We start from the raw sequence: 25,190 nt of genomic DNA, 5'->3' as shown, positions 1-25,190 counted from the left end.
GCTTTCATCAACTTACGCTAGTGACTCGTTAATGAATTAAATTTTAACGGTGTCAGGCTGAGCTTGTCGAAGCCTTTCCTAATTATTTTATTACGTTTAAAATCTCGTCTACAATCTCTTTTGCGGCATTTGGCTTGGCAAAATATTTCAGATTGTCCGACATTTCTTTTCTTACATTTTCATTTTCGCAGATTTCTGACAATGTATTCCAGAATTTTGCCTGCATTTCAGAGTCTTTCACCATTCTGGCTGCGTTTTTTTCAACCAGGTTCATCGCATTTTTGGTTTGATGATCTTCCGCTGCAAACGGGAAAGGAACCAAAAGCACCGGCTTTTGTGCTACAGCCAACTCTGAAATGGCAATAGCTCCGGCTCTGGAAACAATGATATCAGCAGCAGAGTAGGCCAGTTCCATGTCTTTGATGAATTCTTTCAAATGAACAGAAGATGGAAGCTGGAGGCTGGAAGACAATTCTCTGTAATCCAACTTTCCTGTTTGCCAAATTAATTGATACCCTTTTTCTTTCAGATTCTCAATATTTTCTTTCCAGGCATTATTCAATGTTCTGGATCCTAAAGAACCTCCTACAGAAAGAATCGTAAGTTTGTCTTTATCCAGTCCCATTTTTTCTTTTGCCTGAGCGGTATCCTGCATTCCTGAAACGATGTTCTCACGAATCGGATTTCCCAGAAACTTTATTTTCTCCGTTGGAAAACCTTCAACTTTAGGATAAGCTGTGAAAACGGCTTTCGCTTTCTTGCTTAAGATTTTATTGGTAACTCCTGCGTGGGCATTTTGTTCCTGAATAAAAATCGGAATTCCCATTTTACTCGCTTCATAAAGCGCGGGTCCACTGGCAAATCCTCCTGTTCCTACTGCAAAATCAGGAGCGAAGTTTTTGATAATCTTTTTAGATTTTGATAAACTTTTCAGAATCTTGAAAGGAAGTCCCAGATTGGAAAGCAGATTCCCCCTGTCAATTCCTGCGATATCAATTCCTTCTATTTTGTAGCCTGCCTGAGGAACTTTTTCCATTTCCATTTTCCCGTTGGCACCAATGAACAAAAATTCTGCATCAGGAAATCTTTTTCTGATCTCATCTGCAATGGCAATGGCAGGGAAGATATGTCCTCCTGTTCCTCCGCCGGATAATAATATTCTTAATTTTTTGTCCATTTTAAGCGATATCGTTTATTTCTGCTATACTTTGTTTTTTGCCCATTCCTTCTTCGTCATAAATCTGAATTCTTGAGCTTATATTTAAAATAATACCTAACTGTAAATAGGTCACCAGCATGGATGTTCCTCCATAACTGATCAAAGGCAGAGGCTGTCCTGTCACCGGGATAAGGTTGACAGCAACGGCTATGTTGACCGAAAGCTGGATAAAGATCATTACCCCAAGACTGAGCACTAGCAACGATCCGAAGAATGCCGGCATTTTACTGGCGATCATGACAATCCTTATCATCATGATCAGATATAAACTGATCAGGAAGGCGGCTCCTATCACCCCGTATTCTTCTACGATAACCGCAAAAATAAAGTCGGAGGCAGATTGAGGAAGCATTTGTTTCAATGCACTTTTTCCTGGCCCCATTCCGGTAATTCCGCCGTGTACAATGGCTGCTTTGGCCTGCATTACCTGATAATTTTTTGCTTTTACGCTTTCATCATCTACATCTGCTGTTTTGGCTTTGCTTGATGTAAAGGTTTCGATACGGCTCATCCATGTGTGAACACGGTTTCCACCTATCATATTGGTATTTAAAGCAATCAATAAAAAGAACACAATGGCTACAAATGATGCGGAGATAAATCCTGCAATGTATTTCCAGTGAAGCTGTCCTATGATAAGAACCACCACGGAAACCATTAAAATCATCAATGCTGTTGAACCGTTATCTTTGGCTACCAATACAAAAACAAGCAGGATAGGCCCAAAAATATACATGATATTCTCTATCGGAAGCCTTTCCCTGGTGATCTTTTTGGTCAGATACCTGCACAGATAGATGATCAGCATTAAAAAGGCAAATGATGAAGGCTGAAAAGAGATTGGTGTTCCCGGAATTTTCAGCCATCTGGAAGCACTTGCTCCATCAATGGTTTGTCCGGTGAACATAGTGACAATCAACAGAATAATCATCAGGCCGAGCAGGATACTGCTGAGCTTTCCTATGTATTCATATTTTATAGTTCCTACCAGTCTCATAATGGCTAGTCCCAGAACTACAAAGAACATATGTTTGATAACGTGGCCTGTTGTGGTCCCGTTATTGACAATGTATTCGAGATTTGAACTTGCAGAGTATACCGGGAAAATAGAGAAAATGGAGATCACAAGGATGACCATCCAAAGTACTTTATCGCCCTTTAGAAATTCAAATCTGTTTTCTGTGTTCTGTTCGTCCATATTTAATGCTATTGGCTAATGGCTAATGGCCATTGGCATTTAATACCTGTTCTTTAAACTGGCGTCCTCTGTCTTCATAGCTTTTGAACAAGTCAAAGCTTGCGCAGCATGGAGATAATAAAACGGTATCGCCTTTTTTAGCCAGTGATTTTGAAATTCTCACGGCTTCTTCCATGCTTGAAGTATCATAAATAAGCTCTTTTTTATCTTTAAAGAAATCAATGATCTTCTTGTTATCCACTCCAAGACAAACAATTGCCTTTACTTTTCTTTTGACTAAATCTTCAATTTCGGTATAGTCATTTCCTTTATCTAATCCACCAACAATCCATACAGTTGGTGTTTTCATACTTTCTAAGGCGTAATAAGTAGCGTTAACATTGGTTGCTTTACTGTCGTTAATGTATTTTACGTTATCAATTTCAGTAACGAACTCCAATCTGTGTTCTACGGCCTGGAAAGTCATCAATGAATGTCTGATGCTTTCATTGTTGATTTTTAATATCTTACCGGCAATAGACGCTGCGAGACTGTTGGCTACATTATGATTTCCCAGCAGAGACAATTCATCAACTTTCATTGCGAATTCGTCTTTCATTTTTACCACAATTTCATCATCACTCACAAAACCTCCTTCCGTTAATTTCTCTTTGGTTGAGAAAGGAATCATTTTCGCCTTTATTTCAAGCTTTTCCAGAAGATTTTTACTCATTTCATCATCCTTGTTGTAGATGAAGAAGTTATCATTCTCCTGATTTTCTGTGATTCGGAATTTGGCCAATGCATATTCTTCATAATTGTAGTTGTACTGATCCAGGTGATCCTGAGACAGATTCAACAATAAAGAAATATAAGGTCTGAAATTCTGAATATCATCCAGCTGGAAAGAGCTTACCTCCAGTACATAATATTCATGGTTTTCATCTGCCACCTGCTTGGCAAAGCTGTATCCGATATTTCCTCCTAAACCTACATTCAATCCGTCATTTTTCAGGATATAGTAGATCAGGGAAGTTGTGGTTGTTTTTCCGTTGCTTCCGGTAATGGCAATGATTTTGGCATCTGTAAATTCAGAAGCAAATTCAATTTCAGAGGAAAGTCTGATTCCTTTTTCATGAATTTTATTGATGATATCAGCCTTTTTCGGAATTCCCGGGCTTTTTACGATCCAGTCAGCATTTAAAATCCTTTCTTCATCGTGGTTTCCTTCTTCAAATTCAATTTCATTTTCGGTAAGAAACTGCTTATAGTTATCCTTAATGGCTCCTTTATCTGAAAGAAATACTTCCAGACCTTTCTTTTTAGCCAGATAAGCAGCTCCGCATCCGCTTTCTCCTCCTCCTAAAACAACTATTTTCATATTATAAAAGCTTTATGCTATAGGCTTTAAGCTTTAGGCTTATTGCTTACAGCTTTTATTTTTTATCTCATTTTTAATGTGATCAGACATACAATGGCCAATATTACTCCGATGATAATCATTCGGTTCACGATTTTACTCTCGTGGAAACCTTCTTTCTGATAATGATGGTGTAATGGTGACATTTTGAATAGTCTGTTGTTTTGAGCATATTCCAGCCCATATTTTCTTTTTCTGTATTTGAAAACAACTACCTGAAGCATTACAGAGAGGTTTTCAATTAAGAAGATTCCGCATAATACAGGAATCAGCAATTCTTTTCTTAAAATAATGGCTAAAACAGCAATTACGCCTCCCAGCATTAAGCTTCCGGTATCTCCCATGAAAACCTGCGCAGGATAAGTGTTGTACCAGAAGAATCCAATTACAGCACCTACCATTGCGACTGCAAAAATGGTGGTTTCCCCCATGTTGGGAAGGAACATGATATTGAGATAGTCTGCAAAGATGATGTTCCCGGAAAGGTAAGCGAAAAGAGCCAGCGTGAGCAGTATAATAGCACTTGTTCCTGCTGCAAGACCATCAATTCCGTCGGTGATGTTGGCTCCATTGGAAACGGCTGTTACAATGAAGATTACAATGGGAATAAAGACAATCCATGCCCACTCATGGGCATCTTTATCATTCATCCAGAATAAAATTCCACTATAATCGAATTCATTATTTTTGGCAAAAGGAACAGTGGAAACGGTAATTTTTTCTGTAGGCATAAAGTTTTGCTCTACATTGTTCCTGTTCACTACTTTAGCATCTGCATATTTTCTTTTAACGGTAATGTCCGGGTGGAAATACATTGTAATTCCGACAATTAGCCCTAATCCGACCTGACCAACAATTTTGAATTTACCACTTAAACCGTCTTTATTTTTTTTAATTTTCTTTAAGTAATCATCAAGGAAACCAATAGCACCCATCCAGAACATAGAAACCAACAACAGCACAATGTACACATTGGTAATTCTCGTAAACAGCAATACCGGAATGATGGTTGCCAAAATAATAATAAGCCCTCCCATGGTAGGAGTTCCTTCTTTTTGTTTCTGCCCATCCAATCCCAGATCACGCACCAATTCTCCCATTTGTTTTGTTCTCAGGTAATTGATTACTCTTTTTCCGTAGACAAGAGCAATAATCAATGAGAATAGTACAGCCATTCCGGCACGGAAGGAAATGTATTTTAACATTCCTAATCCCGGAACGTGAATTCCATGGTTGGTTAGATATTCGTATAGATAGTATAGCATGTTTCTGTTTTTTATTATTTAAAAATTTAATTTATTTAAAGATTTAAAGATTGGGTTTCTCAATATTTTCACTTAAATACTTAATGAACTTTGATATGTTTGAAGAAACTTCTCTTGAAAGGACAATAATTTCTTCCGCTTTATTTTCGTCACCTAATTTTAATCTTTTACTTACAATCAGCATGCTTTTGACTTCAGCACAGCTGCCTTTCGCAATTTTTAAATATCTAATAAATTGTCTGTTATTATTATATTCTGAGCCTTCTGCAATATTATTACTTATAGAAAAACTCGCTCTTTTTATCTGGTTAATAAATTCATATTCTTTTTCAAAACTTTGACTTTGAAGAAAAATATAGACTTTTTCAATAAGATCTAAGCTTTTGATGTATACAGGAAAATTTTCAAAATTCTTTGTCATTATCAAATTTTTAAATCTTTAAATGAATTCAATCTTTCAATCTATTTGGACATTAATTTCCAAAGCTCATTAATTACTTCTTTGTCGTCAAAATGATGTTTCACACCATTGATCTCCTGATAGTTTTCGTGGCCTTTTCCGGCAACTAAAACGATATCTTTAGGTTCTGCAAACTTGATGGCCATTTTTATGGCTTCTTTTCTGTCCGGAATTGAAGTGTATTTGCTGAAGTTCTGTGGTTCAACGCCTGCTTCAATTTCTTTGATGATCTGTGCAGGATCTTCTGTTCTCGGATTGTCTGAAGTGATGATTGCCAGGGTTGATTTTTTAGTGGCAATATTTCCCATTTCAGGTCTTTTGGAGTGATCTCTGTCTCCTCCGCAGCCGAATACGGTGATTAATCTTTCGTTTTTGGTTCTGATATCGTTGATGCTGTCCAGAATGTTTTCCAAAGCATCCGGAGTGTGTGCATAATCTACGATAAAGAAAATTCCACCATCGGATTTGAAGGTTTCAAATCTTCCGGAAACTCTTTTTAATTGGCTGATAGCCTGAAGAATTTCATCCTGCTCAAATCCTAGTTCAGCAGCAATTCCGAAGACAAGCAGTAAATTATATACATTGAATTTCCCGGTCAGTGTCGTCCAGAATTCTTTTCCGTTGAAGTTCAACAGCATTCCGTTGAAATCCACTTCCAATAATTTTCCGTGATAATCTGCCATGGTTTTCAAAGCGTAAGACTTCTTTTTAGCCTTGGTGTTCTGAAGCATGACATTCCCGTTTTTGTCATCCACATTGGTGATGGCAATGGCGGTATCTTCTAATTGATCAAAGAATCTTTTCTTTGTTTTTAAATATTCTTCGAACGTTTTATGATAATCTAAATGATCATGAGTAAGGTTGGTGAAGCCTGCTATTTTGAAGTGTAATCCTTCAATTCTGTTTTGGGCAATTCCATGTGAGCTTACTTCCATGAAAGCAAATTCACATCCTTTTTCTACGGCCTCAGCTAGGATCCTGTTGATGGTAATCACATCAGGAGTGGTGTGGGTTGCCGGAATAACTTCTTCACCAATTCTGATTTCAACAGTAGAAAGTAACGCAGCAGGATAACCCAGGTTTTTAAAAACATCAAAAAGAAGGGTCGAAACGGATGTTTTTCCGTTAGTTCCTGTAACTCCTATCAGTTTTAATTTCTGAGAAGGATTTCCATAGAAGTTTGAAGCAAGATGACCAAGGGCTTTAGAAGAATCTTTTACCTGAACATAGGTTACATTTTCCACCAATGTTTCAGGGAGTTCTTCGCAAACAATTGCGGAAGCTCCTTTTTCAATAGCAGATGCAATGAATGAATGTCCATCCACCACTGTTCCTCTCATGGCAATATAAAGAGAGTTTTCTGTAACCTTTCTGCTGTCGATCACCAATTCAGTTACCTCACGGTTGCTATCGCCGTGGATTTCCATTACTGGGATTCTGTTTACTAATTCTGTTATAATCATCTTTATCAATAAGGCTTTGCCCTATTCCGGTTTAAATGGTTCTTCCGAACCTCGTTTTTAATTTTGCAGAGATAAATAAATTCTCTGGTTTTTACTTATCGTGGTGCCTTCCAGAGGGAATTGTTCTTTGATTCTTCCGACTCCTTTATAATCGACACGGTAGCCTAAGTTTTCCAACTGCGGGATTACATTTTTCCCGATTAATCCTACCACATTAGGCATCTGTTTATCATTGACCGCTACTTTGACATTAGGCTCCACCATTTTGCTAAGGTTTACCTTTTTGTCTACAAGCATTTCTTTTTCAATATTCTGAGGCGTTTTCAGGAATGTTTTTCCTGCAATTTCCTTAAACACCGGCGCTGAAACGGAACCTCCATAAAATCCTTTTGCGGTATTGGGTTCACTGATCATGACATAGCAAGTATATTTTGGAGCATCAGCCGGATAAAATCCTGCAAACGATGCACGATATTTCATTGGGCCAGGCAGCCAGTATTCAAATCTTGCGGTACCTGTTTTTCCTGCCATTTTCAGGTTGGGAGTAAAGATGCTACGTCCAGTTCCTTTTTCTACTGCTTTGGTTAATGCACTGGTCATCATTTTAATAGCTTTTTCAGAAGCCATTTTGTTTACCATTACTTCAGGTTTTGCGCTGTACATCACTTTTCCGTCTTTCATGATTTTATCAATGAATAAAGGCTTAAGCATTTTTCCTCCGTTGGCAACTCCGTTGTAGAAGGTTGTCAATTGCAAGAGGTTGATGTTGGAAGAGTATCCGTAAGAAATAGAAGCCAGTGTTGCAGCATTCCATCTTTTATTTTGCGGTGTTACGATCTTCGGTTTTGTGATTCCCGGAAGCTCGATATCCATTTTATCGAATAATTTCCAGCGTTTCAGGTGATCAAGGAAAATCTGTGGCTTTTCAGCATAATACTTTGTGATCAGTTTAGCTGTACCCACATTACTGGACTTCGCCAACACATCACTGATATCGTATGTTCCTCCACCGTGGCCGTCAGAGATTCTTTGTTTTGCATAGACCCAAACTCCGTTTCCTACATTTACTGTTGTATTTTCATCAATGAATCCGTCATCCATTGCTGCTAAAAGCGAAATGGTTTTAAAAGTAGATCCAGGTTCGATATTATCTTTCAGGGCATAGTTGTAAGAGTCTTCATAATCTCCTGATTCTGTTCTTCTTAAATTAACAAGAGCACGTACTTTTCCGGTTTCAACTTCCATGACAATTACGGTGCCATGTTTGGCTTCGAAATTAATCAGTTGTTTCTCAAGAGCAGAGTGTGCAATATCCTGAATTCTAAGATCTAAAGTCGTATAAACATCCTCACCGTCTACCGGTTCCTGAACCTTCCAGAAGTCGATAGGTTTCCACTGGGAAGAATTGATTCTTTGTTCGAGTCTTTTGCCGTCTGTCCCGGTTAAATATTTTGAGAAAGCACCTTCCAGTCCTGACTTCAGCTCTCCGTTGTCCATACCGATGGTTCCGGCTCCGATTTCTGATGTTGCTAACTCTCTTTTATAGTTTCTGTCAACGATAAATCCTCCTTTATTTTTACCTTTTTTGAAGATCGGGAACTTTCGGATTCTGTCATATTGATCAAAATCAAGTCCTTTCACCAAAGTGTAATACTGGTTTTTCTTTTTCTTCTGCTCGTCAAACTTCTTTCTGAATTCACTTCTTGGTTTTCCGAACATTTTGCTCAGAGAATCAGTAAGCGCTCCGATGTTGTTGGAGTACACCGTATCTTTCATTGTTTTGAAGTCAAGATAGATGTCATATCTCATTACCGTGGTGGCAAGGATAGAGCCGTCAGAAGCAAAAAGGTTACCGCGGGCAGCTTTTAAAGTGGCTTCACGATAGTTTTTATTAATGTAATCATCTTTTATTTCCTGGACATTGGTATTCTGGAGGATCACAATCCTCGCCAAGAACATGACAAACACGCACAAAGCTACCACTGCAAAGAGGTAGCCCCATCGTAACGTTTTCTTACGTTTATTGTCGTATTCATTTTGCTTTTGCATCTGTACTATCCAGTTTTATTAGCAATTTGTGAGGGTGGTTTTCCAGGGTCATCAATGAATCCCGTGCAACCTCTTTTCCCAGCTCTGATTCCATTTTTACCTTGATCAGCTTACTTTGGGCGTAAGCGTTTCGTGATTTGTATTCTTCCGTTTCTTCCTTTAAGGCGTTTACAATTTTTATTTTTTTATTGACGAGATGGTTGGTATAAATCATGGCCATCATCAGAACAAACAAGAGGAGAAAATACTTGTAATGTATTTTGATCTCATCACGATTCAGAAAGTTTCCTTTTATAATGTCTATAAAAGTGAGTCTTTTCTGAGGGCGATTTGTTGTTCTTTTTGCCAATTTATTACGTCAATTTGCTTCGCAGTGAATTTACTTCGTGTCAATAGTCAATTTTATTTTGCTAAATGATTCACGATTCACTCATTCACATTTATACTTTAATTCCTGTTCTCATCTTGGCACTTCTTGCTCTTGAGTTTTCTTCAATTTCCTTTTCATCAGGAATGATTGCTTTACTCTTGATCAGCTCAAATGCTTTTTTATAATTTCCGTAGATATCTCTTTCCGGTTCTCCTTCAAACATTCCGTTTTTCAGGAATCTTTTTACCAAACGGTCTTCCAGAGAGTGGTAAGAAATAACGACTAATCTTCCTTCCGGTTTCAACACATTGAAGGCTTGAACCAGCATTTCTTTCAATACTTCAAGCTCCTGGTTGACTTCAATTCTTACTGCCTGGAAGAGTTGGGCATAGAATTTATTCACTTTGTGAGGCGGAATGTAGTTGAAAAGCTTTTTCAGATCCTCTGTGGTCTCTATGCTTTTTGTTTTCCTGTGGTGAACAATCTCTCTCGCCAGCTTCCTAGCTTCTCTCAATTCGCCGTAGTGGTAAAAAATGTCTGCAAGTTCTTCTTCCCCATATTCATTAATCACTCTTTTGGCATCAAGATTCTGCATCACATTCATTCTCATATCCAAAGGAGCATTGCTTCTTGTTGAGAATCCTCTGTCTGCTTCATCAAACTGATGGGAAGACACACCTAAGTCTGCCAAAACACCATCCACCTGTGAAATGCCATACATCAGCAAAGAGTTTTCCAGAAATCTGAAATTCTGATTAACTAATGTAAACCTTGGGTCATCAATTGTATTTTTAAGTGCATCCAGATCCTGATCAAAGCTGAACAATCTCCCTTTATCGGAAAGTCTGCTCAGGATTTCTCTTGAGTGGCCTCCGCCTCCAAAGGTGCAGTCCACATATATTCCGTCAGGATTCGTCACCAAATCATCAACACTCTGCTTCAACAAAACGGGGTTATGATACATGCTTAATTGTGTTTTTTATTTACTACTAATCAATTAATAACCTACTGCTATTATTCTTCATCGAAAGTGCCCATCACATCTTCAGCAAGGCTTGCAAAATCAGCTTCGTTGGTGGCAATTACCTTTTCATAAGCTTCTTTATCCCAAATCTCAAATAGTTCTCCTGCACTGGTGATCACAATATCTTTCTGAAGATTTGCGAAAACCGTAAGGTCTTTAGAAATCTGTAATCGTCCTGCATTATCCAACTCTACTGTTTTTACTCCTGCCGTAAACATTCGTATGAAATCAGCATTCTTTTTTATGAATCTGTTCAGTTTATTAATTTTACCCATCAGTTTGTCCCATGCATTCATAGGATAAACTTCCAGACAAGGTTGGAACACAGATCTTTTGACTACAAACGCCTTATCGTCGAAGTTTTCCATCTGTTTGATTAAAGATGAAGGAACTTTTAAGCGGCCTTTGTCGTCAATTTTACACTCATATGTTCCAATGAAATTTTTCATTTGGGACAAATTTATATAATAATTTCCAAAATTTCCCACTTTTTCCCACTTTTTGACTCAATGTTAATAAGTTTTATTAAAGATTGAATTTCAATAATGTAAAATACTGATATGAAGAGACTTGTTGAAAGTGTTATTTAATCCATAATAAAGAGGTTCTGAAAAAAAAAGTTAAAAAGGAGAATATTATATTATTTTTATCTTAAATTAGGATTATCAAAATTTTTTTGAGGTTTAATTTGTATTTTTGCAGGGCTTTATTAAGGCGTTTTATGATATTTAGTACAAAAAAAGAAAAGAAATATTCCTATGTAGAAGCGGGAGAAGGACATCCATTAGTGCTGTTGCACGGGTTAATGGGTGGTTTGAGTAATTTCGATAAAATGGTAGATTTTTTTTCGGATAGAGGCTTTAAAGTATATGTTCCTCAGCTGCCGATCTATGATCTGCCGGTACTCAATACGAATCTTACCACGATTGCAAAATATATTATCAAGTTTATAGAAAGTCATATTTCCGGTCCCGTAACTATTGTAGGAAACTCAATGGGTGGGCATGTAGGACTTATATTGACTTTGGCGAGACCTGATCTGGTTAAGAATCTTGTTCTTACTGGAAGCTCCGGTCTTTATGAAAGGACTTTCGGAGACAGCTTTCCAAGAAAAAATGACCGTTCTTATATCAGGAAGAAGACGGAGGAAGTTTTCTATGATCCAAAGGTAGCCACAGAAGATCTTGTAGATGAAGTTTTTGCTGTCGTTAATGACAGAATGAAGGGAATAAAGACGGTAATGCTGGCAAGAAGTGCCATCAAACACAACATGCTGAATGATCTTCCGAAGATTGTGACACCTACCTGTCTGATCTGGGGTAAACAGGATAATGTTACTCCACCGGAAGTGGCAGAAGATATGCACAAGTTTATTCCGAATTCCGATTTATTCTGGATTGACAAATGCGGCCATGCTGCCATGATGGAAAAGCCGGATGAATTCAATGAAATCCTGTACAACTGGATAAAAGATAAAGTTTAAAACATATAATGACCATTAAGAGCTTTTCTTAATGGTTTATTTTTCTAAAATACATTCAAAAATGATTATCAAAACAGCAGAGTTTGTAAAGAGCAGTGGAAAATGGCAGGAATGCCCTGAACCCAATATTCCCGAATATGCTTTTATCGGAAGGTCGAACGTAGGAAAGTCATCACTGATCAATGCCATGATGAATCATAAAGATCTGGCCAAGACATCGCAGACTCCCGGGAAAACCCAGCTGATCAATCATTTTTTAGTGAACGAAAACTGGTATCTTACCGATTTACCGGGATATGGTTATGCAAAAGTTTCAAAAGTTCAGCGAAAGGATTTTGAAAAGCTGATCACCAATTATATTCTGAACAGAAGAAATCTGGTCAACCTTTTTGTATTGGTAGATGTAAGGCATACTCCGCAGAAAATTGATCTGGAATTTATCCAGTGGTGTGGTGAAAGCGGAATACCGTTTTCGATTGTCTTCACAAAGGCAGATAAACTGAAACCAAATGCCGTTATCAAAAATGTTGAAGACTATAAAGCTGAACTTCATAAAACATGGGAAGATCTTCCCGAATTGTATATCACCTCAGCAGAAAAGAAAGAAGGAGGAGATAAAATTCTTGATTTTATCCAAAAGACCAATGAGTTTTTAACTAATAATAATATAAGTTTCGATGAGTAATATGATCTGGAAAATCAAAACATTTGATGAGTTTACTGTTCCGGAATTATATGCAGTACTGAAAGCTCGTATTGATGTTTTCGTTATCGAGCAAAATTGTCCTTATCCTGATCTGGATAATTATGACCAGAAAGCCGTTCATATCTGGGCTGAAGAAGAAGGACAGGTACTGGCCTACTGCCGGATTTTTGATAAAGGGATAAAGTATAATGAAACTTCTATCGGAAGGGTTCTGACCACAGAGCTGGCGAGAGGTAAAAGTCTGGGTAAACAGTTGATACAATATGCCGTAGAAACTATAGAAAACCGTTTTCACACTTCTGAAATCAAAATATCCGCACAGGATTATCTTTTAAGATTTTACAGCGGGTTCGGATTTGTAGATACAGGGAAAAAATATCTGGAAGATGATATTCCGCATACGGAAATGATAAGAAAGTAAAAAGGTATCTCAGACGAGATACCTTTTTCGAACTGTATAAAATTATATTGGGTGTTATTAGTTTTTTTCATCATTTCTTACATCAAAATTAAGTCTATTGTGAAAAAGAACCTTACGGAAAACCGTAATTAACTTAATTTTTTAATATTAATTGCAGTTGGTACAATATGATCTGTCCACATATTGTTTGCTGCTTCCTGAATAATAATAACATCCTCCTCTGGATCCTACATATAATTGTTGACCATTATACGAACATCCTTTACTGGAAGTGTATGATCTTGCATAAACTTGTCTTTTCGACTTGTTTTTTTTATTCATCTTACTTTTTCTGGGTTTTTTGCCAGAAAGTTCTTTGATAAAAATCACATTGGCGCTATAAGCTGAAAGGCTGTCGGGAAATAATATTGCTAAACCAAAGAGGCCTGTAAAAAATAGTTTTTTCATGGTATTTATTTAATTTTTACTTATCCTCGATGAATAATTGCTTCATTTAATGCGTTTACAATTTTTTGAATGTAATCTCTGTCTTTTGATACAATACTATTAACTTCTCCAGCATTTGTGCTTATTCGTACTGCATATTGATTTTTAATAGTAAAAAACCACCAAAAACCTAGAATTAAAATTATTATTCCCATCCAAAAAATCTCTTTTGAGAAAAGGAGTATAAAACCTACAATGATCAGTAGAAGGGCCTTGTTTTTACTTTTAATAATTTCAAAAATATAAACAGAAGAGATATTCCTCATAGCATATGTTTTTGAATGTGTTATATATCTTGACTGCGTAACTTTTATAGAGCTGTCATGATAAAATATTGTTTCATTTTGGGTGATCGCTTCCATTATTTAGTATTTTTAATTATTGTAAAGGTTTAGATCAAAATCCTAATTCTGAGACTTTCGAAAAGCTATCTGTGAACTCATAAAATTATTTATTGATTAACATCCCAAAAGTACAATCCTCTAAAAACCAATCCTTACGGAAAACCGTAAAGCAAAAACCTTCCAAAAAATGAAAGGTTTGTATACGAAAATGACTCTGATAAAGTTTAAATTATTCCCAGATCTTTACAAAAAGCAACAAGCTGTTCATTACTTGTTATCTGAAGATCTTCTTTCATACTGTTGAGTTTTTTCTCTACGCTGCTTAAGCTGTTGGGCTTAATATCGTTGTTTTGAAGATAAACAGGTATATTTTTCTGTAAAACTCCCTGCGATAAGAGAGACACCAAAGTAATGTCATAGTTGGAAAACTCATAATTGTTGAGCTTCTTTACTTCCTGTTTAAGATCCAGGGAAAGATAATTTTCATTCACGTAGGTAGAAGCGATGGCTTTTTTCAGTTCTTTTGAATCATTTCTGGCCTTACGGACAAAACCATTGATTTTGTATTCATTAAACAGGCTATCTATAATCCCGGATCTGTGCTCAGCTGAAAATACAATAACTTTCAGCGAAGGATGAAGCTCTCTAACGGTTTTTATCAGTTCTTTTCCATCTTTAAGATTCTGTATATTATGGTCTTCTTCAAAAGAAAGGTCTGTAATTAACAAATCATAAAGATCATCTTCACGAATGGATTTTTGAATTTTAGCTAATGCATCATCACAATAATAAACATAATCTGTGTTGGAAATATGGAGGTCTTCTAATGTTTTCTGTACAGAAATACTGCTACTTTCGTGATCTTCAGCTATTAAAATTTTTTTGAACATTCTTTTTCTTTTTTAAGAAGCAGGAAATGAAATATAAATTTTCAATCCCTTTTCGGTTTCAGTGTCAAAAATAATTTCTCCATGAATAGTTTCAATACGGGAATCCGTATTTGTTAAACCATTTTTGTAGATAATTCCTCCCGGAATACCGATGCCATTGTCTGTATACTGAATTTGTATAATGTTATTTTTTCTTTCAAATTTAAAGGCAACAAGGGTGGCATGACTGTGTTTTTTCATGTTGATAAGAAGTTCCCGCATCACCTGATAAATTTCTTCCCGGGTAAAATCATTCAAGGTCTTCCATATAGTTTCGTCGTTTCCGGCAAGATAAGTTTTTACATTTTCATTATTAAACGATGCAATAAGGGTAGATATTCTTTTACTGAATTCCGGCTTATTTTCAGAAGCGGTCTTCTCATAAGAAATATCCCTGGACTTTTCGTAGACAAATTCCAGCTCATCAAGTACTCTTTCTTTGTCAAAATCTTCCTGATTTTCGATCTTCGTCATCACCTGGTAAATCCCATTGGCCACCACATCATGTACTTTTTTGGAAAGATGAAGTTGATTTTCTTTTATTCTTAATTCGTTTTCCCGCTGCAGTCCTTTTTTTCTTCTCTTGTAAACAATCCAGCCGCCAATCAGAGTTAAAGACAGAATTCCTAAAATCACATTCTGCTTCAGAATCCTGTTTTGTTTTTGAACAGTAATAATTTTTAACTTTTGGTTTTCTGCATTCTTCTTTTCTACATCAAATTCTATTAATGCAAATCTGTTTTTTGCTTTATCTTTAGATAGCTGGATGCTGTCATTCAGATACTGATATTCTGCAAAATAGTCTTGTAAGTTGCTTTTTGTATCACTTTTTACCAGAAATTCGATGGCTTCTATTCTGTCCCCTGGGTTTTTGATTACTTTTGCTAAAAGATATTTTTGATGGTTATGATACAAGGCTTTTGATTTATCCGAGTGTAAGTAATACTCAGCAAGATGAGAATGACTGGATATCATACCCGCTTTATCGTTGATTTTTTGTCTGAGAGCAAAAGCTTTTAACAGATTGGGTTCTGCATTGTAGTTTTTGTTTTCAAGCCAGCTTATATAACTGTAATTATCTAAAATCCGGGCATAATCAATCTCATTTTTTTGCAGGTTTTTTTCCTTAAGAAGAGTTTGATAGATATGAATTGCCTTCGGATAATTTTTCAGCTTTCCGTAGGTGTCTGCAATATTATTTTTAATAGTGATTTTCTGAGAATTATCCGAACTCAGCTGTAAAGCTTTATGATACCAGTTGAGAGCCTCAGAATAATGCTTGAGATTTTTTTCAGATATTGCAAGGTTATTATAAATGGAAGGAAGATAGGCAGAGTCTCTGGGCAGTTTTAAAAAGGACAATGCATCGATAGCTCTTTCATTACTGCTAAGGTAATCTCCGATATCATTGAGGATAATAGCCTTGGTAATTAAGCACGATGCAATATCAGCTGAATCATTTTTTAGTTTATAAATGCTTTCTGCTTTAGATAGAAGGGTAAATGCCTTTTCATTATCATTATTATATAAAGCTGCCGCTTCATTATACATTTTGTCCGCTTCAGTGGAAGGGGCTTTTACCGGAGGATTTCTGTTTTCAGAAAAATTGCAGCTAATGAATAAAAGAAAAATTCCTACAAATTTAAAACCGGGATACATGATAGTAATTGATAACAACTAAAGATATTAAAAAAAGGACAATTTTCATTGCCCTTTTGTTTAATTATTTTTTTGGAGGCAAAATCTGCCCTGTTTCTCCACTGGTGTCTTCCGGAGCCATTCCTGTTTCGGTTGTAAAACTCATTGTAGAGGATTCGTAGTTATTGTTATCAGTTGCTGTTGTATTGGCATTATTATCTGAAAATGCTAAGCCTAATAGCATCATTATAATTTGGATCATTTCCTTTAAAATTTTCGAAATTGAAATCGTATTTCTTCCTCTCACGATGCATTGATCATGAGCTGTACACTGTTAAAATTTCGAAGCGCTTCTTAATTTTTTAGGGAAGTGAACCTTTAAAAACGGAGGCGAAACATCTGCTTCCCGATCCGGAGTTTAATCTCTGTTTTCTCTGGTTTTTTTGAAATCAGTTTTTGGTCATGTTTTGTTGATTTCTAAGGCAAATTTGCGGCAAAAAAGAATAGAGATGTTAGACAAAACATAGACATCAATAGACAGTAATGAAGTGTGGAGTTATTACGGAAATCCGTAATGAGGTATGACTGAAAATCATCTACTTTGTAATGCCCGAAAACACTGTTTATGTCCAAGAAAAAACTACTGATTAATGAAGTATTTGAGCAGGCAAGAAAAGAGTCGGAGAAAACCACAAAAAGTGGATTGGCTTCTTATCTGCATCTTTGTTTTATTGATAATCTGAAATTCTATGATATTTCAGAGAAAACATTCATCCGATATTATGAAGACTTTGTAGAAGGGAATAGCTGCAGGAATATTGAGGCAGAGAGGCTCAACAAGATGAGCCAGTATATAGGCTATAAAGACTTCACTGATTTTTCAAGGACTTTTATCAGAAATGATGAAAAAAAGAATCTGACCACGGTAAAAATAAGTGTGGATCAGGATGAGGAGGTTATATCAGAGAGGCTGTCTAAAATCAATATTAATATCATTAATGAGCAGCACTTTAAAATGCCGGAATTTGCCAGACAAAATAGTTTTGGTCTCTTAGGGATATTAATGCTTGGAGGATTTTTGATCGGAAATTATTACTGCTCATCAGGAAACAGAAATGTATATGAACCATTCGGTTTTTTGACTCTTCCCGCAGTTGAAAAGAATTGTATGTACTGGGATCAAAATGAATACAAGCTTGCCGATTGCAATGAAGAAAATCTTGTATTGAATATTGTTCCTAAGGATGATATTCAGATTAAGTACTTTAAACGGGTTACAAGAAAAGATACACTTACAGTAGAAAATGCTTTGGGAAAAATGTGGTATTCAAAAGTCAGAGGGAAAGTTGAGTTTTTTACTATGGATGGAGTTGATCCGGAAAACAAAAAAGAATTAAAACCGGCCACAGAATACATCATCAGAAAATATTCGGGTAAAAATGAAATGATACAGGCAGAATAGAATTCCTTCACCAATATTTAAAATTCAATACGAATGTTTCCCGGGTACTCATTTTTGTATCAGACAAAAAAGCGAAGAGATTTCCTCTTCGCTTCTATTATTTATATTGATCGGTAGATGTCCGAACTACATTTTGTAAAAAATATCAATAGGAACGGAATTTAGTCCGTTTAATAAAATATATATGTCAAATCCTGCTTTAGCCAAAACTTAAAAATGTAAGGTTTATTCTGCATTCAGCATTCCTAGTTCTCCGAAATGCTTTTTGAACTTCTGGATTTTTGGTCCCACTACAGCGCTACAATACGGCTGTGTCGGATTTTCATTATAATACCCCTGATGATATTGTTCTGCCGGCCAGAATTTGTCGAATTTCGTTAATTCCGTTACATAAGTACCAGCCCATCTTCCTGATTCCTGAGATACTTTGATGGCTTCTTCGGCTTTTGCCTTCTCTGCATCATCTTTATAATAGATAACAGAACGGTATTGAGTTCCTATATCATTTCCCTGTCTGTTCAGTTGAGTAGGATCATGAAGGAAGAAAAATACATCCATTAGCTGTTCGTAAGAAATAACAGCCGGATCATAAGTAATCTGTACCACTTCTGCATGTCCGGTTTCTCCTGTACAGACTTCCTGATAAGTCGGATTGTCTTTATGTCCTCCTGAATATCCTGAAATAGCAGATTGTACCCCTTTCAGCATATTGAAACAGCTTTCTACGCACCAGAAGCATCCGCCTCCGAAAGTAATCTGTTCTAAATTATTGTTTTCCATTGTAGGTAATTATATTGTTTTATGATCTCTTCCTTTATCCGGAAAAGCTGATCAAAAATAGGAAAAACTTTTTCATTTGAACACGATTTTATGTCTGAAACGTAAATTACAATGATAGATGTGACAAATGGTTTTCAAACACAAATAACACCAACGTTTTCACAAATAGACACTAGAAAATATAGCATAATCATCTGTAAAAATCTGTGCGATCTGTGGTCAAAATGGATTCAATACAAATGTGAATGGTTGATATCTGAGACATTTTAAAGCAGCCGGTATTAGCACTGTCATGTTGAGTTTAGTCGAAGCATTTTAATTTTAAACACGAATAACACGAATGTTTTTCACAAATCATCACAAGAAAATATAGAATAATAACCCGTGAAAATCTGTGCGATCTGTGGTCAAAATGGATTCAATACAAATGTGAATGGTTGATATCCGGGACATTTTAAAGCAGCTGGTATTAGCGATGTCATGCTGAGCTTTGTCGAAGCATCTTAATTACGCTAATTTAATTTTAAACACAAATAACACCAATGTTTTCACAAATCACCACAAGAAAATACAGGATAACCATCTGTGAAAATCTGTGCGATCTGTGGTCAAAATGGATTCAATACAAATGTGAATGGTTGATATCTGAGACATTTTAAAGCAGCCGGTATTAGCATTGTCATGTTGAGCTTAGTCGAAGCATTTTAATTTTAAATACGAATAACACGAATGTTTTTCACAAATCACCACAAGAAAATACAGGATAATCACCTGTGAAAATCTGAGCAATCTGTGGGAACAAAAAAAGCACCCTAAAAGGATGCTGTGAATTATTTAAAATAGCGTTCAGTTATTTTTCCCAAACCAAAGCACTTGCTCCAAGAATGGCAGCATCTGCTTCGTCAAGCTCACTGAATACCAGTTTTACCTTATTTCTGAAAATAGGAAGAAGGTTTCTTTCCATATGCAGTTTAGCAGGCTTTAAGATAAAATCTCCCGCTTTGATTACTCCTCCAAACAGAAGAATAGCTTCCGGTGAAGAGAACATAACAAAATTAGCCAGGGCTTCACCCAGTTTCTGACCCGTATATCTGAAAACCTCAATCGCAATAGGATCTTCCTTGATAGCACATTCGTATACTGTTTTAGAATTGATCGCATCTTCAGGATATTGGTTCAACATGGATTCCGGGAATTCTGCCCTCATTTTTTTGGCTGTAATGGTAATTCCCGTAGCAGAAGCATAGGCTTCGAGACTTCCTTCTGATCCTGTGCTCCAGTGCTTTCTACCACCCGGTTTTACAATCGTATGACCCAATTCTCCGGCAAACCCGTCATGTCCATAGATTAAACTTCCATTGGCAATGATTCCGCTGCCTACCCCTGTTCCCAGTGTAATCATGATGAAATCCTTCATTCCTCTTGCTGCTCCGAAAAGCATTTCTCCAAGAGCTGCCGCATTGGCATCATTGGTTACTGTACAATGAAGATTGAATTTTGCCGTCATCAGTTCAGCGAAAGGAATAACGCCTTTCCAGGGAAGGTTAGGAGCAAGTTCTATCGTTCCTTTGTAGTAGTTTGCATTAGGTGCGCCTACTCCAATTCCGTCAAAATGTGCTTCAGTTCCATACTTTTCCATCATTGGATAAACATGGTCATATAAAGCATCAATGAAATCCTCAACTTTGTCATAAGCATCGGTTCTCAGGTTTCCTTTATCCAGAACTTCTCCACGGTGGTTTACGATTCCGAATTTAGTATTGGTTCCGCCGATGTCAACTCCAAGGGCAACTTGTTTTGATAAATCTATTAATGACATTTCTATTATTAAATTCTAGGCGCTAAAATTATAAAAAAGATTGTATTAATGGATTATTAATAGGGTTTTATTTAATATGTTAACCCGTTTTTACTGTTTTTTTCTTTTTTCTGCCCCACCAGATCATAAATCCGGTAACCGGAAGCGAGGCACAAATGATACTTACAATAAAAGCAATGATCTTGGTGGGAAGTCCCAGAATAGCACCTACGTGAATATCATAATTGGCGTTCACAACCTTTTCTCCGAAGTTTTTGTCTTTCGGGTCATGAGTGTGCAGCAATTCTCCTGAGTTTTCATCAAAGATTAAGTTGCTGCTTTTATGGTATGAATAAGAAAGATGCTTTACGTATACTTCAAAGTTGGGGTGCTCGTGATCATCCATATGCGGATGTCCTAAATCGATAGCGAAACCATAAGATTCAGGATATTTTGTCTGTACTGTATTGATGATTTTATCCAGTGTTCCTTCTGTTCTCAATTCGATAGGTGCCTTTGTTTTAATATGTGAGAAGTCGGGATATTTTGTTTCTCCACCGGAAAATATCACATAGATCATCGCCTGCACCACAAAGAATGCATAGAAAAGTCCCGTGATGGAAAAAATCAGAGCAAAAATCGATGCGTAAAATCCTAAGACATTATGAAGGTCGTAGTTTTTTCGTTTCCAACTTTTAATATTTTTCCATTTGAAGGCAAAACGCTGTTTTCTGGCTGCTTTGTTCTTGGGCCACCATAGAATGATCCCGGAGATCAGCATAATAATAAAAATAATAACAGGAATTCCCACTACATAAGTTCCCCAGTCCTGTTTCAGGAGGTAGCTCCAGTGGATCATTTTTACAATATTGAAGAATCCGTTTTTCTCATCATAGACTCTCAGTACTTTTCCGGTGTATGGGTTTACATAAGCCTGTTTATAGATGGGAAATTCATCAAAATAGTTCCAGGCATCCGTATTATGTTCATACCAAAAGAACATATAGGACATTTTTTTATCAATAGGAACATTTACCCAGTGGATCGGATATTTCTCTTTTACCTGTTCCGCAACAGCCTTTTCCATTACTCTGATGGGAAGGACCTGTTTCTGCTCTATATTTTGCTCATGATGGTAGATAACATCTTTTCGGGTGATATTTTCCACTTCATCCTTAAAAACATACAATGCCCCGGTAATAGAGATAATAAAGATCAGGAAACCTATTCCCAACCCGAACCAAAGGTGTAGCTTGGCAGACCATTTCTTAATGAACCCCGGCTTCTTTTTATGATGATGTTTTTTCTTCATATAACAATAAAAGTAAAGCAAATATATGCTTTACTTTTTATTTAGTTTAATTAAAATCTATATTCAACCATGAATGTTCCTCTCAGTCCAAGAGCATTGGTAAAATCACTGTCTCTTGCTGTCCACCATGAAATGGCAGGCTGGTACAGTTTGTTGAAAAGGTTTTCAATACCTAATGATACTCTCCAGTTGTTGTTAACCTCATAACTGGATTTGAAATTGAAAACAGTATACTCAGGTACATATCCTTCACCATAAGCATACAATCCTGTCTTGGCACTAGGTTCAAACCTGTTTTGCTGGAAAGAGTGGAGCATATCAAGCCCAACTGATAGAGCAGGGATAGGTCTGGCCTGAACATATGCCAATACTTTAGGGGCAGAAATTCTGCTGTTGTTGATCTTTGTGGAATAATCACCATCGTCTTTTACAGAAGTAATTCCTTCCATCCAGCTATAGCTTCCGCCAAACTGAATCCATTTTACCGGAGTAAAGTGTAAGAATCCTTCCACTCCGTACACGATTTCAGGAGATCGCTGAATCATTAATGCTCTGTCCGGACTTTGTACAAATGATGCACCCAGTTTCGATGTGCTTACATAAGAAGTTAATTCATAATTCAACCAGCTGGAAAGCTGTCCTGTTGCTCCCAATTCGTAATTATTAACGATGATGGGTTTTGTTTCCAGATTTTTGATCGTTTCAGAAGTTGAGGTTCTTAAAATTCTTCCTAACTCATTGATAGAGTAGGCCTGAGAGAAGCTTCCAAAGAGGTTGATATAAGGCTCAATATTATAGCGGATACCAATATTTCCTACCAGTGCATTGTAGCTCAGTTTTCCGCCTGCAACAGGAATACTTTTCGTGAAAGTTCCGTCACTTTTAAGGGTAGAAAGGGTATTGAAATCATCAACATTTACTTTGATGTTCTCATAGCGAAGTCCTCCTTTGATGGTAATTTTTTTAAACAGATCAATTTTGGCCAGTACGAAAGGCGCAATATTGGTCATGTTCATATTGGGAGTCCAGAAACGTCCGTCTTCCAGCTTTTGAACGGTTTCATCATTCAGAATATCGGCTCCGTAGATGATTTCCGCCTGAGAGTTCGCTGAATTCCAAAGCTGGGTATCAAAATTGAATCTTGCTCCTGCTTTTTTTGAGATTACATTCGACTGCCCGCCGTTGAAAAAGGTGTCGCTGTAGCCGTAAACGGTTTTAAAATCCTGATAATAAAGGTTGATATTCAAAGATGTTCCTGCAAACAGGTTCTTATTGTCGTAGCTTACTCTTATGTTATGGTTTTTCGGAGTTCCCTGGGGAGTTGTTTCCAAACCTTTCCCAATTCCTTCACCAATCGTTGGCTTGATGCCGTATTTTCCTGTTTTTAATCCTACATTCAGATCTGATCTTGAAGAATAACCAATATAAGAAGCCTCAATTCTCTGATTTTGGTTGATATCATAACCTATTTTCAACAGTCCGTTGTAGTTGTCCATCTTCGCGATGCTGTAGGTAGGGCTTATCAAAACTCCATCACCGTCTTTTGTATATCCTGTTCTTTCGTAGGCTAATGAAAGGGTATAATCAAACTTGTTGATCTTTCCTGATAAAAGCTGACTGGCTCTTACTCCTAAAGTGCCTCCATAAGGCTGTCCTGTAAGCCCGACCTGTGAAATTCCGGAGATTTTTTTATCTGTTTTGCTTCTTTTTGTAATATAATTAATGATCCCTCCGTCTGCTCCGTTACCATAAATGGAAGAAGCTCCTTTGATTACCTCTATTCTTTCGATCGCTGAAGGGTCAATGGTTCTTAAGTCTCTTGCTCCGTTACGAAGTGGGGTAGACTGTGGAATTCCATCAATCAAAACCAGAACCTGACGTCCTCTTAAGGTCTGTCCTGTATTGGATGTCTGCCCCGAATTGGTTCCTAAACTGGGAACGGTATACTGCAGGATGCTTGTGATATCTGAGTTAACGGTCAGCTGAGACTGAATTTGTTTCTCTCCTACCACCGTTATGGAGCTTGGAACTTCTTTGATGCTTTCCTTTTTTCTGGAAGCAGTCATGACAACCTCGTCTACATTTTTAGTTTGTAAACTATCTTTTACCTGAGCAAAAACAGTAGTAGTTCCTAAGCAGGCAGCTGATAAAAGCACTTTTTTCATTATATTTTCTTTCCTTTTTTCTTTCTTTTTCCCCACCAGACCAGAAATCCGGTTACAGGGAGCGATGTACATGTGAGGCCGGCTATAAACCAGATGACTTTCCCAATGATTCCGAAGTAGGAACCGGTATGGATGTCATAATTGGCGTTGGAATATTTCTCGGCAGTATTGAGATTGTGATGAGGTTTATTGGCGAGTAGTTTTCCGGAGTATTTGTCGAATGTCAGAATGTTTCTTTCACTGTATCTTCCATCCATCCCATAAACCGTTACCGGAAGATTCTTCAGTTCTTTTCCTTTTTTATTCTTTCCGTTCAAAGTCATTCTGAAGCTGGATGATTTCGCGTACAGCTTTTGAGTTTGTACCGCAGCGAGATCAAAAACAGCTTCATTCTTAGCCATCAGAGAGTCCGGGGATTTTCTTTCTTTTTCCTTTGGCAGTTCCCATGAACCTGATAATGCAAAAGTAAAAGTGTTTTTTACATAGGGATAAGCAAAATAAAGTCCGGTAACACTTAAAAGCAATGCAATAAATGATGCATAGAATCCAAGAACATTATGAAGATCATAATTTTTACGCTTCCAGTTTTTTACATTTTCCCAGTTGAACCAAAAACGTCCTTTTCTTGCATTTTTGTTTTTTGGCCACCATAAAATGATTCCTGTAATCAGCATAATGACGAAAATAACAGTTGGGATTCCTACAGTATACGGTCCCCATTCTGAATTAAGCAGAAGTCCCCAGTGGATATATTTGAGAATATTGAACACATCATACTTTTCATCATAAACTGCCAGAATTTGCCCGGTGTACTGATTCACATAGACTAGTTTGTTGATGTGTACCTGCTGAAAATAATTCCATCCCTTTTTGCTTTTGTCATAGTATTCAAACTGATAGGATTTTGTTTTGTCTAAAGGAATTTCTACAGCACTTACGGGATATTTTTCATTAAGTTCCAGCGTTACTTTTTCACGAAGCAGATTAATAGACAATGGCTTTTTTCCGATATCCTCCTTTTTCAGATAAATGGCTTCTTTGCGTAAGCTATTCTGTACTTCATCCTTAAAAACATATAAAGTCCCTGAAAGAGAGACTATAAATACAATGATTCCAACAGATAAACCCAGCCACAAATGCAGCTTTGCAGACCATTTTTTTGCGGGAGACACTTTCTTTTTATGGTGATGCTTTTTTCTCATAGCAAAAAGTTAACCCC

General features: G+C 36.8%; 24 protein-coding genes. 4 read left to right on the top strand and 20 right to left on the bottom strand.

The features are described from left to right. Positions 1-82 precede the first annotated feature (82 nt). The 10 genes from murG to mraZ form a co-directional block, all read right to left on the bottom strand. Positions 83-1,177 carry an undecaprenyldiphospho-muramoylpentapeptide beta-N-acetylglucosaminyltransferase gene (murG, locus tag LIV57_RS18770; RefSeq protein ID WP_227943836.1) on the bottom strand — a complete coding sequence of 365 codons (1,095 nt, stop codon included), beginning with the start codon at positions 1,175-1,177 and terminating at the stop codon, positions 83-85. A 1-nt stretch (position 1,178) separates the two neighbouring features. Next, on the bottom strand, positions 1,179-2,417 hold the full coding sequence (locus tag LIV57_RS18765) for an FtsW/RodA/SpoVE family cell cycle protein (protein ID WP_202842300.1): 1,239 nt from the start codon (positions 2,415-2,417) through the stop codon (positions 1,179-1,181). 22 nt (positions 2,418-2,439) lie between these two features. Next, the gene (gene murD, locus LIV57_RS18760) at positions 2,440-3,777 is read right to left on the bottom strand and encodes a UDP-N-acetylmuramoyl-L-alanine--D-glutamate ligase (protein ID WP_227943835.1); all 1,338 of its coding nucleotides are present in this window, start codon (positions 3,775-3,777) and stop codon (positions 2,440-2,442) included. A 62-nt stretch (positions 3,778-3,839) separates the two neighbouring features. Continuing rightward, positions 3,840-5,081 (bottom strand): phospho-N-acetylmuramoyl-pentapeptide-transferase, encoded by a 1,242-nt coding sequence (mraY, locus tag LIV57_RS18755; protein WP_114819545.1) that lies wholly within the window; start codon positions 5,079-5,081, stop codon positions 3,840-3,842. A 43-nt stretch (positions 5,082-5,124) separates the two neighbouring features. Further along, positions 5,125-5,502 (bottom strand): four helix bundle protein, encoded by a 378-nt coding sequence (locus LIV57_RS18750; protein WP_227943834.1) that lies wholly within the window; start codon positions 5,500-5,502, stop codon positions 5,125-5,127. A gap of 41 nt (positions 5,503-5,543) precedes the next feature. Continuing rightward, on the bottom strand, positions 5,544-7,004 hold the full coding sequence (locus tag LIV57_RS18745) for a UDP-N-acetylmuramoyl-L-alanyl-D-glutamate--2,6-diaminopimelate ligase (protein ID WP_227943833.1): 1,461 nt from the start codon (positions 7,002-7,004) through the stop codon (positions 5,544-5,546). 57 nt (positions 7,005-7,061) lie between these two features. Beyond that, positions 7,062-9,053, bottom strand: coding sequence for a penicillin-binding transpeptidase domain-containing protein (locus tag LIV57_RS18740; protein ID WP_227943831.1), 1,992 nt, complete (start codon positions 9,051-9,053; stop codon positions 7,062-7,064). After that, a complete protein-coding gene (locus LIV57_RS18735) occupies positions 9,037-9,402 on the bottom strand; it encodes an FtsL-like putative cell division protein (RefSeq protein ID WP_002981890.1) in 366 nt (121 codons plus the stop codon). The genes LIV57_RS18740 and LIV57_RS18735 overlap by 17 nt, the downstream gene beginning before the upstream one ends. A 91-nt stretch (positions 9,403-9,493) precedes the next feature. Beyond that, on the bottom strand, positions 9,494-10,387 hold the full coding sequence (rsmH, locus tag LIV57_RS18730) for a 16S rRNA (cytosine(1402)-N(4))-methyltransferase RsmH (RefSeq protein WP_227943830.1): 894 nt from the start codon (positions 10,385-10,387) through the stop codon (positions 9,494-9,496). A 50-nt stretch (positions 10,388-10,437) separates the two neighbouring features. After that, positions 10,438-10,896 carry a division/cell wall cluster transcriptional repressor MraZ gene (gene mraZ / locus LIV57_RS18725; RefSeq protein WP_227943829.1) on the bottom strand — a complete coding sequence of 153 codons (459 nt, stop codon included), beginning with the start codon at positions 10,894-10,896 and terminating at the stop codon, positions 10,438-10,440. Positions 10,897-11,168: 272 nt separating this feature from the next. On the opposite strand from mraZ, the gene LIV57_RS18720 reads away from it, so the two are divergent. From LIV57_RS18720 to LIV57_RS18710, 3 genes are all read left to right on the top strand, one after another. Then, positions 11,169-11,930 (top strand): alpha/beta fold hydrolase, encoded by a 762-nt coding sequence (locus LIV57_RS18720; protein WP_047426276.1) that lies wholly within the window; start codon positions 11,169-11,171, stop codon positions 11,928-11,930. A gap of 61 nt (positions 11,931-11,991) precedes the next feature. Beyond that, positions 11,992-12,615: a ribosome biogenesis GTP-binding protein YihA/YsxC gene (gene yihA / locus LIV57_RS18715; RefSeq protein WP_202842310.1), complete on the top strand. Its 624-nt coding sequence runs from the start codon at positions 11,992-11,994 to the stop codon at positions 12,613-12,615. Beyond that, positions 12,608-13,057: a GNAT family N-acetyltransferase gene (locus LIV57_RS18710; RefSeq protein WP_227943828.1), complete on the top strand. Its 450-nt coding sequence runs from the start codon at positions 12,608-12,610 to the stop codon at positions 13,055-13,057. Before yihA ends, LIV57_RS18710 begins: the two co-directional genes overlap by 8 nt. Positions 13,058-13,204: 147 nt before the next feature. Here the strand turns inward: LIV57_RS18710 and LIV57_RS18705 are convergent, their stop codons facing one another. From LIV57_RS18705 to LIV57_RS18685, 5 genes are all read right to left on the bottom strand, one after another. Then, positions 13,205-13,504 carry a hypothetical protein gene (locus LIV57_RS18705; protein ID WP_227943827.1) on the bottom strand — a complete coding sequence of 100 codons (300 nt, stop codon included), beginning with the start codon at positions 13,502-13,504 and terminating at the stop codon, positions 13,205-13,207. Between the two features lie 20 nt (positions 13,505-13,524). Then, entirely contained in the window at positions 13,525-13,905 is a 381-nt protein-coding gene (locus LIV57_RS18700; RefSeq protein WP_227943826.1) for a DUF6232 family protein, read from the bottom strand. A 206-nt stretch (positions 13,906-14,111) separates the two neighbouring features. Beyond that, positions 14,112-14,777 (bottom strand): response regulator, encoded by a 666-nt coding sequence (locus tag LIV57_RS18695; protein WP_110011280.1) that lies wholly within the window; start codon positions 14,775-14,777, stop codon positions 14,112-14,114. 12 nt (positions 14,778-14,789) lie between these two features. After that, positions 14,790-16,475 (bottom strand): tetratricopeptide repeat-containing sensor histidine kinase, encoded by a 1,686-nt coding sequence (locus LIV57_RS18690; protein WP_227943825.1) that lies wholly within the window; start codon positions 16,473-16,475, stop codon positions 14,790-14,792. Positions 16,476-16,539: 64 nt separating this feature from the next. Beyond that, positions 16,540-16,716, bottom strand: a complete 177-nt coding sequence (locus tag LIV57_RS18685) for a hypothetical protein (protein ID WP_202842316.1) — start codon at positions 16,714-16,716, stop codon at positions 16,540-16,542. Between the two features lie 363 nt (positions 16,717-17,079). Here LIV57_RS18685 and LIV57_RS18680 point away from each other — a divergent pair, with 363 nt between their 5' ends. Beyond that, entirely contained in the window at positions 17,080-17,916 is an 837-nt protein-coding gene (locus LIV57_RS18680; RefSeq protein ID WP_227943824.1) for a hypothetical protein, read from the top strand. Between the two features lie 225 nt (positions 17,917-18,141). Here the strand turns inward: LIV57_RS18680 and msrA are convergent, their stop codons facing one another. The 5 genes from msrA to LIV57_RS18655 form a co-directional block, all read right to left on the bottom strand. After that, positions 18,142-18,696, bottom strand: a complete 555-nt coding sequence (msrA, locus tag LIV57_RS18675; protein WP_227943823.1) for a peptide-methionine (S)-S-oxide reductase MsrA — start codon at positions 18,694-18,696, stop codon at positions 18,142-18,144. Positions 18,697-19,546: 850 nt separating this feature from the next. Then, the gene (locus LIV57_RS18670; protein ID WP_227943822.1) at positions 19,547-20,515 is read right to left on the bottom strand and encodes an ROK family protein; all 969 of its coding nucleotides are present in this window, start codon (positions 20,513-20,515) and stop codon (positions 19,547-19,549) included. A 79-nt stretch (positions 20,516-20,594) separates the two neighbouring features. Further along, entirely contained in the window at positions 20,595-21,806 is a 1,212-nt protein-coding gene (locus tag LIV57_RS18665) for a PepSY-associated TM helix domain-containing protein (protein WP_227943821.1), read from the bottom strand. 50 nt (positions 21,807-21,856) lie between these two features. Next, entirely contained in the window at positions 21,857-23,971 is a 2,115-nt protein-coding gene (locus tag LIV57_RS18660; protein WP_227943820.1) for a TonB-dependent receptor, read from the bottom strand. Next, the gene (locus LIV57_RS18655) at positions 23,971-25,173 is read right to left on the bottom strand and encodes a PepSY-associated TM helix domain-containing protein (protein ID WP_227943819.1); all 1,203 of its coding nucleotides are present in this window, start codon (positions 25,171-25,173) and stop codon (positions 23,971-23,973) included. The genes LIV57_RS18660 and LIV57_RS18655 overlap by 1 nt, the downstream gene beginning before the upstream one ends. Between the last annotated feature and the right edge of the window lie 17 nt (positions 25,174-25,190).

This window comes from Chryseobacterium sp. X308 (assembly GCF_020733145.1).
GTDB classification, from domain to species: domain Bacteria; phylum Bacteroidota; class Bacteroidia; order Flavobacteriales; family Weeksellaceae; genus Chryseobacterium; species Chryseobacterium cupriresistens.
Note: the sequence above shows the minus strand (reverse complement) of the source record. Positions and strands in the feature narration are given on the sequence as shown.